We start from the raw sequence: 18,395 nt of genomic DNA on the forward strand, positions 1-18,395 counted from the left end.
GGCATGGCCAGAGTAGAGAAAAGGGGGCCACGGCCCCCTTTGCGCCTGTCGGCGTGGGTCGTCAGACGACCGCTGGCCCAGGCGGGCCGAAGATCACTCGGCAGCGGCGGCGGCGTCGCCTTCGCTGTCGGTCACTTCGACGAACTCATCGGGACGACCTTCTTTCGCACGGCCACAAGCATCGGCGATGGCCTTGACGTAGATCTGGATGGCGCGGATGGAATCATCGTTGCCCGGGATCACGTAGTCGACGCCGTCCGGATCAGAGTTGGTATCCACGATACCGATAACCGGGATACCCAGCTTGTTGGCCTCGTTGATGGCAATACGCTCATGATCGACGTCGATCACGAACAGTGCATCGGGCAGGCCGCCCATTTCCTTGATGCCGCCGATGGAACGCTCGAGCTTGTCTTGCTCACGAGTGGCCATCAGGACTTCTTTCTTGGTCAGCTTCTCGAACGTGCCATCTTCGCGCATGGCCTCGAGGTCACGCAGACGCTTGATAGACTGGCGAATGGTCTTGTAGTTCGTCAGCATACCGCCGAGCCAGCGGTGGTTGACGTACGGCTGACCAGCACGAGTCGCCTCTTCCTTGATGACCTTGGCTGCACTGCGCTTGGTTCCAACGAACATGATCTTGTTGTTGGAAGCAGCCATTTTCTCGACCACATCAATCGCTTCATTGAGCGCAGGAAGAGTATGCTCAAGGTTGATGATGTGAATCTTGTTACGAGCGCCGAAGATGAACTTGCCCATCTTCGGGTTCCAGTAACGGGTCTGGTGACCGAAGTGTGCGCCTGCCTTCAGCAGGTCGCGCATGTTGACATGTGCCATGGATGACTCCTGAACAATCGGGTTAGGCCTCCACGCACCCCATGGATCCGACCGCGGACGAACCAACGGCACCCGGGACCATGTGACGGTGCATGTGTGTTTTCAAGGCTATTAAGCATAAACGCATTCCACCGCCCCACCCTGCCGGTATTCTTCTCCAATCGCTGAGTCCTTGTATTCCTGATCTCTACTGCACTGTCAGGGACAGACCAATCAAGAACCAAGCCATCAAGACAAATCAAAACAACAGGAGAATGCATTGACAGGGAACGGCGCATTGCAGGAAAGCGCGCAGCTTTATACCATGGATAGCCTTCGAGTTGAAGTCGCTCGGCACGATAGCCACGAATCATGGTGCGCATATGCCATATTCCAAAGCGACGGCTCCCAGCTTACCCTCGGGCTTCTTGCGGTCCCATTGATGCGGACCCGCTTTCCCCGGGGTGCTATCACCCAGATCCGAGATTCCATGAACGTACCCATCAAGACGCCCGAAGAAATCGAACTGATGCGCGAAGCAGGCCGCCAGGCTGCCAGCGTACTGGAAATGATCACACCACATGTCCAGGCTGGTGTCAGCACAGGCCACCTGGATCGCCTGTGCCACGACTACATTGTCAACGAGCTCGGTTCTACTCCTGCCCCGCTCAACTATCATGGTTTCCCCAAGTCGATCTGCACCTCGATCAACCATGTGGTGTGCCACGGCATTCCGGATGACAGCAAGAAGCTCAAGAAAGGTGACATCATGAATATCGATGTCACTGTCAAGACAGCTGCCGGTTATCACGGCGATTCCAGCATGATGTTCATCATCGGCGAGACCATCCAGGGCGAACGCCTGTCACGGGTTACCCAGGAATGCCTGTACAAGAGCATGGCCCTGGTACGCCCAGGCGTGCGCCTGTCCGAGCTGGCCCAGGCCATCGAGCATCACGCCAAGGCCAACGGCTACTCGGTCGTACAGGACTTCTGTGGCCATGGCATTGGCGCCGGCTTCCATGAGGATCCTCAAATACTGCATTATGATGGCTATGCTCCCGAAGCTGACATCGAGCTCGCCGCCGGTATGTGCTTCACCATCGAACCGATGATCAACGTCGGGGACTACCGCACCAAGGTGTTGCGTGATGGCTGGACCGCCGTGACCAAGGACAAGGGCCTGACGGCTCAGTGGGAACACACCCTGCTGGTCACGGAAACTGGTGTCGAGGTGCTCACTGCGCGAAGTGACGAGGATCTGTCTTTCCTGGCATCATCCTGAAGGCATCATGGGGTGTCGCCGGGCAAGAGGGACTACCGACAAACGGCAGGAACCTCGGACTAAGCAGCGACAACGCGGCCCCATGAGCGAGCAGCAGGATAGCGTGGATCAACAGCCGCTCCTGTGAGGTGAAAATCACCCGGAGCTGCTTGACCCGCCTCGTGCCTCAGCGGATGTTATCTGCGAGACTGCACTCAACGCGGTATCATTGAGCGCGAATCACCTTACAGACAGTCCTAATTGACAGTCAGAGCGCTGAGGCGCCTATATGCTCCTGCACCACTATCGCTTCGCCAAGGAACTTGATCTCTTCGATTTCGAGGAGTTTCGTCAACAGCTCGAAGGCCAGCGCTCTCCCATTGCACCTTTCAAGGGTGCGCTGAAAGAGATCCAGGCACGGCTCGATGAACACTTTCTCAAAGGTTCCGATATCCGCGACCTGGTGCGGGGGCGCGCAAAATGCCTGGACCACCTGCTGGTCATGGCCTGGTCTCGCTACCCCGAGCTTAACACGGGTATCGCTCTGCTTGCTGTAGGGGGCTACGGCCGCGGAGAGCTGCACCCTCATTCCGACATCGATTTGATGTTCCTGCTGGAAGATGATGACGACTCTCCGTTCAGGGAACCTCTCACCGACTTCATTACCTTTCTCTGGGACATCGGCCTCGAAATCGGCCATAGCGTACGTTCGCTCAATGATTGCGAACGCGAAGCCGAAGCAGATATCACCATCATCACCAACCTGCTTGAATCACGCACGCTGGCCGGCTCGGATCATTTGCGCCAGGCCATGCGCGAACGCCTGTCACCGGAGCACATGTGGCCAGCGGACCGCTTCTTCGAAGCCAAGTGGCAGGAGCAAATCACCCGCCACCACCGCTTCAACAATTCCGAATATCACCTGGAACCCAATGTCAAAACCTCACCCGGTGGATTGCGTGACATCCAGATGATCGGTTGGGTGGCCAAGCGCCATTTCGATACAGAAAGCTATGAAGAAGTCGTCGCCAAGGGGTTCATGAACGACGCCGAGCATCTCATCCTGAGTCAGGGACAAGCGTTTCTGTGGCAGGTCCGTTACGCTCTGCACATGATCACCGGCCGTGCCGAGGACCGCCTGCTGTTCGATCACCAGAGCGCCATTGCCGAACTATTCGGCTATCGCGACACGCCCGAGAGACTGGCCGTCGAACAGTTCATGAAGCGCTACTATCGCCATGTCACCGCCCTTGCGGGGCTTAATGACATGCTGCTGCAGCACTTCGACGAGGTTATCCTGCGCTCCGAGACACCTCTGGAAACCCATCCCCTCAACGAACGCTTCCAGGTCACGGGGGGGTACATCCAGGCGCGCTCACGCAGCGTATTCCGCGACACACCTTCAGCGCTGCTCGAACTGTTCTACCTCATGGCTGAACACCCCGAAATCGAAGGTGTACGTGCCGATACCATCCGTCTGATCCGCGACCATCGCCACCTGATCGATGATCGCTATCGCGCCAACCCAAGCCATCGCGAGTTATTCCGGGCACTGCTCCAGTCAGGGGGCAATGTGGCCCGCCAGCTCAGGCGCATGAACCGCTACGGTGTACTCGGAAAATACCTGCCGGAGTTTGGTCAGGCGGTAGGGCTGATGCAGCACGACCTGTTCCACATCTACACCGTGGATGCCCACACCCTGCGCCTGCTCAAGTGTCTGCACGGCTTCCGCAAGCCCGATGCCAAGAAAGACTTTCCGGTGGCTGCTCCACTGGTCCATCAGTTGCCCAGCATGGAAATACTGTGGATCGCCGGTCTGTTCCACGATATCGGCAAAGGGCGCGGCGGAGACCACTCCATCATTGGAGCACGCGACGTTGAAGCCTTCGCTGAACGCCATGGCCTGTCCGACTGGGAAACTCGTCTGGTCAGCTGGCTGGTGGAACATCACCTGCTGATGTCGATGATCGCCCAGAAACGCGATCTGACGGACCCGGAGGTGATACACGACTTCGCCTCCACTGTCGGCGACGAGATTCGCCTGGACTACCTCTATGTGCTGACCGTGGCCGATATCACCGCCACTAACCCGACACTCTGGAATGGCTGGCGTGCTTCACTTCTCCGCCAGTTGCATTCAGAAACCCGCCGCGTCCTTCGCAGGGGCCTGGAAAATCCGCTGGCACGAACCGACTGGGTACGTGAAACTCGCCATGAAGCCCATTCCCTGCTCGCCACCATGGGAGCGGACATGGCAAGGGTGTCCGCCTTGTGGCAATCACTCGGCGAAGATTATTTCCTGCAATATGCCCCCAGCGAGGTGGTATGGCAGACCCAGGGCATGCTTGCCCATCGCGGACAGGACCTGCCTCTGGTACTGATCAACGCGCCTACCGCCGACATGGCCGAAGGCGGCACCAAAGTGTTCATCCATGCCCGTTCGGTTGACGACCTGTTCGCAGCTACCGCCGCTGCCATGGAACAGCTTGGCCTGTCGATCCATGACGCCCGTATCGCCACTTCAAAGAACAACTGGACACTCAACACCTTCATCGTGCTGGATGAACAGGGCCAGGCGATCCGCGACCCAGCTCGTCTTGATGCCATTCGTCTCCATCTGGTCGAGGAACTCGATGATCCTGACGACTACCCGACCATCGTCACCCGCCACACACCGCGACAGCTCAAACATTTCCAGGTACCTATTCAAGTCGCCATCGAGCAGGACTCCAACGGAGAGCGCACTCTGCTCGAACTGATCGCTCCCGACCGCCCTGGCCTGCTGGCCCGCGTAGGCGGTGTCTTCATGGAGCTTGGTATCACGCTGTCTGCGGCCAAGATTGCCACCCTGGGCGAGCGTGTCGAGGACGTGTTCTACATTACCGACCGTGAAGGCAATCCCATTACCGATGAACAACGACAGCAGAGACTCCGTCAGCGCCTGATCGAGACACTAAGCCTCTAGGGGCGGTAGCACCCCATCTCATCCACTGTCCAGCATTGCTGCCTGAATTTCACCACAAGTTGCTCATGGTCAATTCTTCCATGTCATATCCATTAGAATATTGGATAAGATCGGAAACCCGATGACATGACATGGACGTCGGCCCCTTTCCCACGCAGGTCTGCCAAGCAAGCACGCGCAGAAACGCTGGGCCAGGGGCCGCAATCAACATCGTGACTGACTGCTGTTATCCCATGGTTGAACCTGTATTCCGTATCACTCGCGCCTTGCGACAGCGAACCCTGTGGCTCCTGCTGCTCGCACCAGGCACCGCCATGGCTCTGACACCGCCCTCTCAGCCAGCCAGTCTGGCCGAGGAGTTACTGGTATATCCTGTCAGCGAGTCTCCTGCGCCCTCGACACGACCCACAAGTGACGCAATGGATGCTCCGGAACACCCTGGAGTGAACAGGAACCGTGGGATCACAGCGGGATTCCTGTCCTATGATATCGGCACCAGTTACGGGCAACTGCCCGCCAACCACTCTGACCATCGCTACAATGCCAACCTGACGCTAGGCTTCAATGCTGGTTCCTGGCGCCTGCGCCATACAGCCAACACCAGACAGGAAAATCAGCAGTCCAGCCAATATGGCGCCACACGCAGCTACGCCCAGCGTGATCTGGAGCAGCTCAACTCTTACCTGACGCTGGGCCAGTACGCCACGCCGGGAGAGCTGTTCGAGGGCGTCAACTTCGACGGCATCCAATTGCGTAGCGATGACCAGATGCGCCCCAGGAACCAACGCGGATACGCCCCCGTAATACGCGGCATGGCAAATACTCCCGCCACCGTTACGGTGATGCAGCAAGGTTCCGTGATCTACGAGACCAAGGTGTCACCTGGTGAGTTCATCATTGATGACCTGATCTCTCCCGGGAACTCTGGTGACCTGGACGTATCGGTCCAGGAGGAAGATGGCACGGTGCGCTCCTTCAGTGTGCCCTACCATCCCGACCTGGGACTGTCACGCCCCGGAACGTCGAGCTACACCTTCAGCCTTGGACGCGTACGTGCCTTGCAGCATGCTGATGCACCTTGGTTCAGTCAGACCACATGGCGGCATGGACTCAGCAACAGCACCAGCCTGTACACCGGAAGCATCTTCTCTGATGGTTACGCATCACTGATGGCGGGCAGCACGAGTGCGACCCCTCTGGGAGAACTGAGCGCCGATATCACATCCGCCTGGGCGGACGACATCCTCGACACTCATCCCGACAATAGCACGTTGAGAGGCGAGAACTATCGCATCCGATACCATCATCTCCTGGATACCACGAACACATCCGTCGCCCTCACTGCCTACCGTTTCTCCAGCGAAGATTATGTAAGCCTTGCCGACTATTCCGCACGTCAGGATGACAGCAATGAACGCAATCGCCTGCAGATGACCATCAGCCAACCCCTGGGGGGCTGGGGACAGTTGGACCTGAGCGGCATTGATCGCCACTACTGGGACGACACCGACAGCGTCACTACCTACCAGTTGGGCTATCGCCACGACTTTACCTGGGGCAACCTGCGCCTGACAGCAGGCCAGGATGTGAAGGACAAGGTCCCCAACAGCCACTACATGGCCAGAATCAGCATTCCACTGGGATCAGGCACAGAAACGCCAAGCCCCAACACACAGAATCAACCACGCTTCAGTACCAGTGTTTCCGATGAACTGGGGCCCAATCGCCAGATCCACTATCAGGCCAACGCCAGCGTCGCGGGAGAACAAGGCACAGCTCTGGATGACTATGCCACGAACCTGCAATGGAAGACGCCTGCCACGCTGTTCGGTATCGATGTCAGTCGAGAAAAGTCGGGGGTCCGGTACAACTCCTCACTCAGCGGCACCCTGCTGGCCCACTCGGGCGGCGTGGTCCTGAGCCCGAACCGTGGTGACACCATGGTACTGGTGCAGCCCGAGAAGCTCGACACAGGGCCTTCCAGCTTCCCTTATAGCCGCTATATCAGCACTGCCAGTGATCAACTCGTGACCGGTCTCTCCCCGTATCAAAGCAATAGCGTTCCGTTCGAGACCAGCGCCGAAGGAAGTTGGGACATCTCCCGTCAGGATATCATTCCGACGCGCGGCGCCATCATCGTCATTGACGAGGACCAGTATCCTTCTACCTCGACCATCGGCGTCTACCATCAACTCTCCCATGAGAAGGAAGAGCCACAAGAACAGCCAGACTGACATCAATGAGATATGCCCTGAGCCCCCGTCCACTCGAGACAGGGCTCGATAAAAGATAGCTTCTCCCGTCTTCGTGGCTCTCCCGCCAAAGATTCGCCAGTCCACGGCATTTGAGGCCGCCTGCCAGCTTCCCTATAATCGTGGTCCGGTGCGTTTTACGCATCCTGCGCCCCGAGAAGGCGTCAGCATACACGCTTGGCATACAGCGACGCCTGAAGGCGCGCCTGGACACTCATGAACCCTGATATCGACGCTCTCAAGCCCTACCCCTTCGAGCGCCTGGCGGCACTGAAGGCAGGACTTACGCCCCCCATGGGCCTTTCACACATTCCGTTGACCATCGGGGAGCCCAAGCATGCGCCCTATCAAGCGGCGCTTGACACCCTGGTGGCCAATCAGAGCGAATTCTCTCGCTACCCGACCACGGCCGGGCTACCGGAGTTGCGCCAGGCTATCGCACACTGGCTGACCAACCGCTTCAACCTGGCTGGTCTGGATGCCGAAAGCCAGGTATTGCCGGTCAATGGCACCCGCGAGGCCATCTTTGCCTTCACCCAGGTTGCTCTTGATCGCCAGCGCCCTGCTCGGGTGGTTGTACCAAACCCGTTCTACCAGATCTACGAGGGCGCCACACTGCTGGCCGGTGGTACGCCACTGTATCTCAGTTGCAGCGCCGACAATGGCTTCCGCCCAGATTTCGCTGCGCTGGATGAAGCCACTTGGCGGGATGTCCAGCTGGTCTATCTTTGCTCGCCAGGCAACCCGACAGGTGCAGTGACACCCATCGAAGAATTCCAGCAATTGATCCGCCTGGCAGATGAGCACGACTTCATCATCGCCTCGGACGAGTGCTATTCAGAACTGTACCTGGACGAACAGGCTCCACCACCTGGGCTGTTGCAGGCTGCCAACGCCATGGGCCGTCATGATTTCCGGCGCTGCGTGGTATTTCATAGTCTCTCCAAGCGTTCCAACCTGCCCGGCATGCGCTCCGGATTCGTGGCGGGAGATGCCGAGATCATCAAGGCGTTCCGCCACTACCGGACCTATCATGGCTGCACCATGCCTGTCCCCGTCCAGCTGGCATCGATCACTGCCTGGGATGATGAACAGCACGTCCGCAACAATCGCGATGCCTATCGAGCCAAGTTCGCAGCAGTCACGAATATCCTGTCGCCCGTCATGGATTTCCCTATCCCGCAGGCCAGCTTTTACCTATGGCCATCGGTTCCCGGTGGTGATGACGAAGCCTTTACTCGCCGCCTGTTTGCCGACGCTCATGTCAGTGTGTTGCCTGGAAGCTATATGGGCAGGCCAGGCCAGGATGGCATCAACCCAGGGAGTGGGCACCTGCGCCTGGCACTGGTCGACGAACTGGAGCCAACCCGCGAAGCTGCCGAACGTCTGCGCCGACTCATCGAGCAGGGCTGAACAGGCTCGGGATCACCAGATTGGAGAACATCGTGTTGACACTTTACGGAATCAAGAACTGCGACACCTGCCGCAAGGCCAGCAAGGCTTTGGAGAACAAAGGCCATGCCTTCCAGTTTCACGACCTGCGTCAGGATGGACTCAGCGCTGAGCTGCTCGATCGATGGCTCGCGGAGCTTGGCCTCGCCACTACGCTGAATAAACGCAGCACTACCTGGCGCAGCCTCTCCGATGAAGACAAGGCTGCAGTCGAGGGTGGCGACATCCCCCGGACCAAAGCGCTGCTCCTTGCCAACCCGACACTGATCAAGCGTCCCTTGCTCGATCTAGGCGAGCGCATCCTCGTCGGCTTCAAGCAAGCCGACTACGACGCGCTGTGAGACCCTGGCCATGAAACTCAGCCGATGAAACCCAGGCTTGTCTGAAAACACTCGCTCACACACCTTTCATCATATTATTTCAAGGAAACAACCCCATGCTTAGCTTTGCTCTCGGAATTGGTACTCAGAACACTCAGGGCGATTGGCTGGAGGTCTACTACCCGGCACCACTGATCAATCCAGAGGCCAGCCTGACCGAGGCTGCTGCCAAGGCACTCAATGCCCCCGGCGGCAACGCCGTGGTCAGTTTCCTGCCGGAGCACTGCGCTGCACTGGCCGCAGCACTGCGCGAGGCCGGCCATGGCGACCAGGCAGAACTGGCCGAGCACCTGGCAGCGAGCCAGCGCCCGCTGGTCGCCACCTTCCTGGCTGAGGACACTCCGCCCCAGAACGCAGCGGAGGTCTATCTCAAGCTGCACCTGTTATCCCATCGCCTGGTCAAGCCTCATGGCCTGGACTTGAACGGCATGTTTGGCCTATTGCGCAACATCGCCTGGACCAATGAAGGCGCCATCGACATCGAGGAGTTGCCTGCACGCCAGCTCAAGGCGCGCCTGGAAGGTCGAGCCCTGTCCGTGGACTGCGTCGACAAGTTCCCCAAGATGACCGATTACGTGGTACCGACCGGCGTGCGTATTGCAGATACCGCACGAGTACGCCTGGGGGCCTACCTTGGCGAAGGCACCACCGTCATGCATGAAGGCTTCTGTAACTTCAATGCCGGCGCCGAGGGACCGGGTATGATCGAAGGCCGAATTTCCGCGGGCGTCGTGGTCGGCAAGGGCTCTGACCTGGGCGGCGGCTGTTCGACCATGGGCACGCTTTCCGGCGGTGGCAACATCATCATTTCTGTTGGCGAAGGCTGCTTGATCGGTGCCAATGCCGGCATCGGAATTCCCCTGGGCGATCGTTGCACCGTGGAAGCAGGCCTCTATATCACGGCAGGTGCAAAAGTCACTCTGCTCGACGACAAGGGCCAGGAAGTGCGTACAGTGGCCGCTCGCGAACTGGCCGGCCAGCCCGACCTGCTGCTGCGCCGCAACTCCCAGAATGGTCGTATCGAGTGCCTGACCAACAAGAGTGCCATCGCACTCAACGAAGCTCTCCACGCCCATAACTGATTTCCTCTGGATGCGGCGGCTTGTTGCCGCCGCATCCGTGGAGACCATCCGCTTCGAGATACCTATGCCCACGACGTCCACGACCGATAACATTGATAACGCCGAGAACCTGTCGCCCACCCTGGAACTTGCCTTGGAGCTGATCCGACGCCCTTCCGTAACCCCAGACGATCTTGGCTGTCAGGCTCTGATGATCGAGCGCCTGGAGCGCCTTGGCTTCCATGTCGAGCGCTTGCCTTTCGGCGATGTGGAAAATTTCTGGGCAGTACATGGCCATCATGGCCCAGTGCTGGCCTTTGCCGGCCACACAGATGTTGTCCCGACCGGCCCGGAAAGCCAGTGGATAACCCCACCTTTCGAGCCTGTCATTGATGCCAATGGCATGCTGCGTGGGCGCGGTGCAGCAGACATGAAAGGCAGTCTGGCCGCGATGATAACGGCAGTGGAACGCTTCATTACCGAATATCCCGAGCACGACGGCCGCATCGCCTTTCTGATCACCTCCGATGAAGAAGGCCCTGCCGTAGACGGCACAAAGGCTGTCGTCGAGCATCTACGCGAACGTAACGAACGACTCGATTACTGTATCGTCGGCGAGCCATCCTCCACGGAACGCCTGGGTGATGTCATCAAGAATGGTCGGCGCGGTTCGCTAGGCGGGGTACTGCGTGTACGTGGTATACAGGGCCATGTGGCTTACCCACACTTGGCGCGCAATCCTATCCACCAGATTGCTCCCGCACTGGATGCCTTGGCCAATGAGCACTGGGATTCCGGAAACGACAGTTTCCCTGCCACCAGCTTCCAGATCTCCAATATTCGCGGAGGTACCGGAGCCACCAATGTGATTCCCGGAGAGGTTGAAGCCATCTTCAACTTCCGTTTCTCTACGGAGACAACGGACGAGGCGCTGCGTCAACGCACCGAATCGATCCTGCGTGAACACGACCTGGACTTCGATATTGACTGGACGCTCAACGGCCAGCCCTTCCTGACACGAGAAGGTGCCCTGGTCGAGGCAGCCGTGGACGGTGTCGAGCACATCACCGGCATCCGCCCCGTGCTGTCCACCAGTGGAGGCACCTCGGATGGCCGTTTCATCGCGACACTTGGTACCCAGGTAGTCGAGCTGGGGCCACTCAATGCTACCATCCACCAAGTCGATGAACGGGTACAGGCCTCGGATCTGGATGATCTCAGCCGGATCTACGAAGCCATCCTGGTGCGACTGTTCGCCACTGATGGCCATTGGGGGATCACGCATGGTGATGGATGAGAACTACCCGGATATCGAGATCTATCTGGCACACGCCGATATCGAGCGCATCAATACCTGGCTGAATGACGCGATCCAGGCGCTGCCGCTGACAGCTCGAGGCAAGTCCAAGTGGCTGACAACGGGTGAACGGAATGGCAACGATATCCCTGTCATGCTGGTCACCAAGGCGGCCGACGGGTTTGCCAGCCTGTGGTTCGATAGCCCTGCCACACCTTGGTCCAGCGATAGCGACTGTGCAAGAGCCGCGGCTCAAGCCCTAGGGTGCGAGGTGCGTTGTTCTCTGGGTGGCTGGCAGCCAGGTGATGATCCAGACCGCTTCCTTCAGGTATTGCCGGATGGTAGCGAAGGTGCTATCGACTGGCCGGACTCAGGAACCTGAAACATTGATGCTAGGATCAGAAGCATCGATGCTAGAACCAGAAACACCAGCGCCCCGCAATCGCGGGGCGCTGGTGTATAGCGTAACGCAAGTCAGCAGACGGGTCAGGTAATCACGGTGACATCGTCGGCCTGCAGGCCACGCTCGTTCTCGACAACGTAGTAACGGACCTTCTGGCCCTCAGCTAGTGTACGATGGCCATGGCCGCGAATGGCTCGGAAGTGCACGAATACATCCTCACCGCCAGCTCGGGTAATGAAGCCATATCCCTTGTTGACGTTGAACCACTTCACTTCACCGATCTCGCGATCATCATCCAGGGACTCTGCCTGGCTGGCCAACTGTGGCGTGAAAGCATTGGTGGCCAGGGTAGCGACCATGAGCAAGGCGAAAACCGCCACAACTGCCCCAAGATAACCAGTGAGCACTTTGTCATCTTCCGCCAGGTTTACCAGTTCCTCTACAGTAATCCCGGTAAGCAGACTGATCATCAGGGCAATCAATAATGGAGACGGTGTCGCCAGCAACAAACTGACAAGACTGCAACGGACAATAACCCTTCTCTTCATGGACCTTGAATACTCTCTTTTATAGTGAAAATAGGTGGAATGACCATGAGACCCTTCACCACTCCCCTGCCTCCTTTGCTTGGGGCGCCGTGCGGATCTTGGCGGGTGACACGATGAACAATGACACACCGCAGCGAGAGTCTATCACGGAGACAACCGAGTCGTCCGCCGAAACGGCACAACGACTGGAAGCCATCGAAAGTCGCCTGGCCTATCAGGAACACTGGCTGGATACCCTGGATGCCGCTATAGCGCAGCAGGAGCGCCGCCTGATGGAACTGGAGCGTCTATCACGAATGATGCAGGAGCGCATGCGCGAGCTACGCTCTGCGGACAGCCTGGGGCCAGCCCCCGGGCCGGAGGATGAACTACCGCCACACTACTGAAAAGCCTGGGCTCGTGCTTGACCTTGTCAGAAAATGTGAGGTCTGAAAAACGACTGCGAGCCGTACCATTCCGAATATGGTTCGGATGGTGCAGCTCGCAGATATTGATACAGCAATCTAGGCGTCGACAGGCCCCAGTTATGAGCAGACTTCCTGTCGACGCTCGAAGGCCAGTCGCTCAAGACTAGCCGCTCAACCCATCCAGATAGCGCTCGGCATCCAGGGCTGCCATGCAGCCACTGCCTGCGGAGGTAATAGCCTGGCGATATACATGGTCCATGACATCACCAGCAGCAAATACGCCCGGCACACTGGTCGCGGTGGCATTGCCCTCCAGACCTGACTGCACCTCGATATAACCGCCGTTCATGTTCAACTGGCCTTCGAAGATACCGGTATTGGGGCTATGACCAATGGCGATGAACAACCCCGGAGCCGCAATCTCACGAGTGGATCCGTCTTCCACGGACTTGAGACGCACACCGGTCACGCCACTATTGTCACCCAACACTTCATCAAGGGTGTGGTTCCAGACGATATCGATGTTACCGTTCTCGGCCTTGTCGAACAGCTTGTCCTGCAGAATCTTCTCGGAACGCAGACTGTCACGACGATGCACCAGAGTGACCTTGGAGGCAATGTTGGACAGATATAATGCCTCTTCCACCGCCGTATTACCGCCTCCCACCACGACCACCTCCTGGTTGCGATAGAAGAAGCCGTCGCAGGTCGCACAGGCGGAAACCCCCTGGCCCATGAACTGCTGCTCGGAGGGCAAACCCAGATAGCGGGCACTTGCACCGGTCGCAATGATCAAAGCGTCACAGCTGTAACTGCCATTGTCACCTTTAAGCACAAAGGGGCGTTCACGCAGCTCGACTTCATGGATATGGTCGAACAGCACTTCGGTATCGAAACGCTCGGCATGACGCTTCATGCGCTCCATCAGCTCCGGCCCCTGTACACCCGCATCATCACCAGGCCAGTTATCCACATCAGTGGTGGTAGTCAGCTGACCGCCAGCCTGAATGCCAGTAATCAGCAACGGCTTGAGGTTTGCACGCGCCGCATATACAGCAGCGGTATAGCCAGCCGGACCGGAGCCCAGAATGATCAGACGCTCATGGCGCACTTCGCTCATATTAACCTCGCTATGCCAGGGGAGAACCCCCAAACGGATTCGGTGATAGCCACGCGTCGAGCATGGACATGACCCAATCCGTACCGCGGGATGACTGGTGGCCACCCCGCGGTCTTTACTGCTTACAGCTCGTTGGAGTGTGTGCTCAGATACTTGGCCACACCCACGGCATCGGCCTGCATGCCTTCCTGGCCTTCATCCCAGCCAGCCGGGCAGACTTCACCATGCTTCTGGTGGTGCTGCAGCGCCTTGACCATACGCAGCATCTCATCGACATTACGACCCAGCGGCAGGTTGTTGACCACCTGATGCTGCACGACACCATCCTCATCGATCAGGAAGGAAGCACGCATGGCAACGCCAGCTTCCGGATGCTCGATACCGTAGGCGTTGGTGATCTCGTGCTTGACGTCCGCCACGATCGGGAAACCGACTTCACCGATACCACCAGCGTCCGGGCTGGTCTTGCGCCAGGCGTAGTGGGTGAACTGAGAATCGATGGACACACCGATGACCTCAGCACCCAGCTCCTTGAACTGCTGCAGACGGTTGTCGTGAGCAATGATTTCGGACGGGCACACGAAGGTGAAGTCCAGCGGCCAGAAGAACAATACGCGCAACTTGCCGTTGCTGTCGGACAGTTTGAAGTTCTCGACGATCTCACCGTTGCCAAGGACAGCGGCAGCTTCGAAGTCAGGGGCTTGACGTCCTACCAGTACGCTCATGCACTACTCCATATTCAAGCAATTTAAAGGACAGTGAAAAATTTGGGGTGTCCACTCTAGGTTATAAGCACCATGATCTGCCAATCAGCTAGAGTCATGAGACATATAGCCAGCGCCTATTGTGTCGTCCGCGTCGTGACGCCGCAATGACGATGTCACCTGTAAGGCCTAGCCTCAGATGACATCATTGTCAGAGCCCACGATCACTGAGCCGATTTCCCCCGACACCGACACTATCTCGATCTTGAGGTGAATCGGCGCACAGCAACGGGGACAGTCTTCCCAGGTTTCATGGCTGCCCTGCGAAACATCGACCAGCAGGTCGAAACGTGAATCGCAATAAGGACAGACAACGGGCCAAGTGGGTAAGCGATGTTCGTCCACGACGCCCTCGCGTTCTCAAGTGGAAGAATGATGATGGGGACGGCGCTCCGAGCTTTCAAGGATAGGACGGGTGTATGCTGGTAATGATTCGCCAACAAATAAAATTCACGTACGCTGTTATTCACCTGTTCTTCAACCAATACCGTGACCGAGGGACAACATCATGAGTACTGACCAACAGCACGATTTCCTGCAAACACTGGATGTGGCCGGCCACCAGTACGCCATCTACAGCCTGTCTCGGGCTGCTGAAGTACTGGGCGACATTCAGCGCCTGCCGATGACACTCAAGGTATTGCTCGAGAACCAGCTACGCTTCGCCAGTGATCCCAGTGTTTCCCAGGATGACCTTCAAGCCCTGGTTGACTGGCAACAACAAGGCCGCTCCAGCCGGGAGATCGGCTATCGCCCTGCTCGCGTGTTGATGCAGGACTTTACCGGTGTTCCCGGGGTCGTCGACCTGGCCTCCATGCGCGCTGCCGTGGAGGCTCTTGGAGAAGCCCCATCACGCATCAACCCGCTGTCACCGGTGGACCTGGTCATCGACCACTCCGTGATGGTCGATCACTTTGGCGACCCCAGCGCCTTCAAGGACAACGTTACTCTAGAGATGACGCGCAACCGCGAGCGTTATGAGTTTCTGCGCTGGGGCCAGCGCGCCTTCGATAACTTCCGAGTCGTACCTCCCGGTACCGGCATCTGTCACCAGGTCAACCTCGAATACCTGGGCAAGGCCGTGTGGACCAAGCAGGAAGATGGCAAGACCTGGGCCTATCCGGACACTCTGGTCGGAACAGACTCCCACACCACCATGATCAATGGACTTGGTGTGCTTGGCTGGGGGGTCGGTGGTATCGAGGCGGAAGCTGCCATGCTGGGTCAGCCGGTATCGATGCTGATTCCCGAAGTCATTGGCTTCAAGCTGAGCGGCAAGCTACGGGAAGGTATCACGGCTACCGACCTGGTATTGACGGTGACGGAGATGCTGCGCAAGAAAGGCGTTGTCGGCAAGTTCGTCGAATTCTATGGTGACGGACTCAAGGACCTGCCTCTGGCCGATCGCGCCACCATCGCCAACATGGCACCAGAATATGGCGCTACCTGCGGCTTCTTCCCGGTCGATGACGAAACGCTGACCTACATGCGCCTGTCCGGGCGCGATGAAGAGCAGATTGCACTGGTCGAGGCCTACTGCAAGGAGCAGGGATTGTGGCGTGAGCCAGGTCATGAACCGATCTTCACCGATGTGCTGAAGCTGGACATGGGTGATGTCGAAGCCAGCCTTGCCGGCCCTAAACGCCCTCAGGATCGCGTCGCACTCAAGAATATCAAAACCACCTTTGAAGAACTGGTGGCAAGCGATGATCCGTCGGTGGACAACGAGCGCAGCGCCAACCTCGAAGCCGAGGGCGGCCAGACCGCAGTGGGGGTGACGCGCAGCTACCGCCACGCGGACAGCCAGGATGTCAGCCATAACGGAAGCAATTTCAGCCTTGATCCCGGAGCAGTGGTCATTGCTGCCATCACTTCCTGTACCAACACCTCGAACCCCAGTGTCATGATGGCGGCAGGACTACTGGCCAGGAACGCCCTCCAGAAGGGCCTCAAGACCAAGCCCTGGGTCAAGACGTCACTGGCCCCTGGCTCCAAGGTCGTCACCGACTATCTTGCAGCGGCCGAGCTGCAGGATGATCTCGACGCCCTGGGCTTCAACCTGGTCGGCTACGGCTGTACCACCTGCATTGGCAACTCCGGTCCGCTTCCCGCACCTATCGAGGAAGCAGTGAAGAAAGGCGACCTTACCGTTGCTTCGGTGCTGTCCGGCAATCGTAACTTCGAGGGCCGTGTACACCCCCTGGTCAAGACCAACTGGCTAGCCTCCCCTCCCCTGGTGGTCGCCTTTGCCCTGGCTGGCAATATGCGCTGTGACCTGACCAAGGAGCCACTTGGTGAAGACAGCGATGGCAACCCGGTATATCTCAAGGACATCTGGCCGACACAGAAGGACGTTGCAGATGCCGTGGAGAAGGTCAATACCGCCATGTTCCACAAGGAATATGCTGAAGTCTTCGACGGCGATGAAGTATGGCAGTCCATCGAAGTCCCTGACAGTGAGGTCTACACCTGGACGCCTGACTCTACCTATATCCAGCACCCACCGTTCTTCGATGGCATGGGCAAAGAACCTGCGCCCATCATGGATATTGATGATGCTCATATCCTCGCCATGCTGGGAGACTCGGTAACCACCGACCACATTTCTCCTGCCGGCTCGATCAAGCCCGACAGCCCTGCCGGTCGTTACCTGCAGGAACACGGCGTCGAAGTGGTGGATTTCAACTCCTACGGCTCCCGCCGTGGCAACCATGAAGTCATGATGCGCGGTACCTTTGCCAACGTACGGATTCAGAACGAGATGCTTGACGGCGTGGTGGGCGGAGAAACACGCCATGTGCCCAGTGGCGAGCAAATGGCCATCTACGATGCTGCCATGCGCTATCAGGAAGAAGGTACGCCACTGGTGGTGGTTGCTGGCAAGGAATACGGTACCGGCTCATCGCGTGACTGGGCTGCCAAGGGCACCTTGCTGCTGGGCGTTCGCGCTGTACTGGCGGAATCCTATGAACGCATTCACCGTTCCAACCTGATCGGCATGGGCGTGGTTCCGCTGCAGTTTCCCGAAGGGGAAACCCGTCAGACTCTTGGCCTGAGTGGCAACGAAACCATCTCCGTCAGCGGCTTGGCAGACCTCACTCCTGGCGGCGAAGTCGCAGTGACCATCAAGAGTGACAAGGGAGAGAAGAGCTTCAACGCTCTATGCCGTATCGATACCGCCAACGAGCTGGAATATTACCGTCACGGAGGCATTCTGCATTATGTGCTACGCAAGATGATTGGAGCAGCCTGAGAACGACCATCGCCCCGCATCTTGCGGGGCGATGATAAGCCGTAAGCCGTAAGCCGTAAGCCGTACGTCGTACGTGCCAGGCGCCGGCCCGCAGCTCTCAGACCTGTGGCGGGAGGCCGGTGCCCGAATCATGCAGGTCTGGCAGCCGGATGTCCGGCTCGCAGGCTAAAGGACACACGCAATGCTCTGGAAGGTTTTTCAGCGACCGAAGCGACTCGAGTTCGAGCGCGAGACACTCACCGACCGGTTCGGCCGGTTCTACGCTCAGCCGTTCGAGCGGGGATTCGGCACGACCGTCGGCAACGCGATGCGGCGGGTGCTGCTCTCGTCGATCGAAGGGGCGGCCGTGACCGCCGTCAAGATCGAGGGGTGCTGCACGAGTTCTCCCCCATCCAGGGCGTGGTCGAGGACGC

General features: G+C 58.3%; 15 protein-coding genes and 1 pseudogene. 11 read left to right on the top strand and 5 right to left on the bottom strand.

Annotation, left to right across the window (positions count from 1 at the left end):
* Positions 1-93 precede the first annotated feature (93 nt).
* Complete coding sequence (gene rpsB, locus Q1K07_RS14215) at positions 94-837, bottom strand: 30S ribosomal protein S2 (RefSeq protein WP_300312079.1); 744 nt, start codon at positions 835-837, stop codon at positions 94-96.
* 469 nt (positions 838-1,306) lie between these two features.
* On the opposite strand from rpsB, the gene map reads away from it, so the two are divergent.
* The 8 genes from map (at position 1,307) to Q1K07_RS14255 (ending at position 11,869) form a co-directional block, all read left to right on the top strand.
* Positions 1,307-2,101 (top strand): type I methionyl aminopeptidase, encoded by a 795-nt coding sequence (gene map / locus Q1K07_RS14220; protein WP_300312081.1) that lies wholly within the window; start codon positions 1,307-1,309, stop codon positions 2,099-2,101.
* 268 nt (positions 2,102-2,369) lie between these two features.
* On the top strand, positions 2,370-5,045 hold the full coding sequence (locus tag Q1K07_RS14225; protein ID WP_300312084.1) for a [protein-PII] uridylyltransferase: 2,676 nt from the start codon (positions 2,370-2,372) through the stop codon (positions 5,043-5,045).
* Positions 5,046-5,278: 233 nt separating this feature from the next.
* Complete coding sequence (locus Q1K07_RS14230; protein WP_300312087.1) at positions 5,279-7,279, top strand: fimbria/pilus outer membrane usher protein; 2,001 nt, start codon at positions 5,279-5,281, stop codon at positions 7,277-7,279.
* A gap of 234 nt (positions 7,280-7,513) precedes the next feature.
* Positions 7,514-8,710 (top strand): succinyldiaminopimelate transaminase, encoded by a 1,197-nt coding sequence (gene dapC, locus Q1K07_RS14235; protein WP_300312090.1) that lies wholly within the window; start codon positions 7,514-7,516, stop codon positions 8,708-8,710.
* A gap of 32 nt (positions 8,711-8,742) precedes the next feature.
* Entirely contained in the window at positions 8,743-9,090 is a 348-nt protein-coding gene (locus Q1K07_RS14240) for an arsenate reductase (protein WP_300312093.1), read from the top strand.
* Positions 9,091-9,185: 95 nt separating this feature from the next.
* Positions 9,186-10,211, top strand: a complete 1,026-nt coding sequence (gene dapD / locus Q1K07_RS14245; protein ID WP_300312096.1) for a 2,3,4,5-tetrahydropyridine-2,6-dicarboxylate N-succinyltransferase — start codon at positions 9,186-9,188, stop codon at positions 10,209-10,211.
* 64 nt (positions 10,212-10,275) lie between these two features.
* Positions 10,276-11,487, top strand: coding sequence for a succinyl-diaminopimelate desuccinylase (gene dapE, locus Q1K07_RS14250; RefSeq protein ID WP_300312099.1), 1,212 nt, complete (start codon positions 10,276-10,278; stop codon positions 11,485-11,487).
* Entirely contained in the window at positions 11,480-11,869 is a 390-nt protein-coding gene (locus Q1K07_RS14255; protein WP_300312135.1) for a hypothetical protein, read from the top strand. The genes dapE and Q1K07_RS14255 overlap by 8 nt, the downstream gene beginning before the upstream one ends.
* Positions 11,870-11,973: 104 nt before the next feature.
* Here Q1K07_RS14255 and Q1K07_RS14260 read toward each other — a convergent pair whose 3' ends face one another.
* Entirely contained in the window at positions 11,974-12,438 is a 465-nt protein-coding gene (locus Q1K07_RS14260; protein ID WP_300312102.1) for a cold-shock protein, read from the bottom strand.
* 113 nt (positions 12,439-12,551) lie between these two features.
* Between Q1K07_RS14260 and Q1K07_RS14265 the strand changes: the two genes are divergently transcribed.
* On the top strand, positions 12,552-12,824 hold the full coding sequence (locus Q1K07_RS14265) for a SlyX family protein (protein ID WP_300312105.1): 273 nt from the start codon (positions 12,552-12,554) through the stop codon (positions 12,822-12,824).
* A gap of 184 nt (positions 12,825-13,008) precedes the next feature.
* Here the strand turns inward: Q1K07_RS14265 and trxB are convergent, their stop codons facing one another.
* From trxB to Q1K07_RS14280, 3 genes are all read right to left on the bottom strand, one after another.
* A complete protein-coding gene (gene trxB / locus Q1K07_RS14270) occupies positions 13,009-13,965 on the bottom strand; it encodes a thioredoxin-disulfide reductase (RefSeq protein ID WP_300312107.1) in 957 nt (318 codons plus the stop codon).
* Between the two features lie 122 nt (positions 13,966-14,087).
* Positions 14,088-14,690, bottom strand: coding sequence for a peroxiredoxin (locus Q1K07_RS14275; RefSeq protein WP_149283358.1), 603 nt, complete (start codon positions 14,688-14,690; stop codon positions 14,088-14,090).
* A gap of 174 nt (positions 14,691-14,864) precedes the next feature.
* Positions 14,865-15,074 (bottom strand): CPXCG motif-containing cysteine-rich protein, encoded by a 210-nt coding sequence (locus tag Q1K07_RS14280; protein WP_300312111.1) that lies wholly within the window; start codon positions 15,072-15,074, stop codon positions 14,865-14,867.
* 163 nt (positions 15,075-15,237) lie between these two features.
* Here Q1K07_RS14280 and acnA point away from each other — a divergent pair, with 163 nt between their 5' ends.
* Both acnA and Q1K07_RS14290 read left to right on the top strand, forming a co-directional pair.
* Positions 15,238-17,982, top strand: coding sequence for an aconitate hydratase AcnA (gene acnA / locus Q1K07_RS14285; RefSeq protein ID WP_300312114.1), 2,745 nt, complete (start codon positions 15,238-15,240; stop codon positions 17,980-17,982).
* Between the two features lie 247 nt (positions 17,983-18,229).
* Positions 18,230-18,395, top strand: a pseudogene (locus Q1K07_RS14290) (DNA-directed RNA polymerase subunit alpha); the annotation flags it as partial.

Source organism: Halomonas sp. (genome assembly GCF_029263665.1).
In the GTDB taxonomy this organism is placed as follows: domain Bacteria; phylum Pseudomonadota; class Gammaproteobacteria; order Pseudomonadales; family Halomonadaceae; genus Halomonas.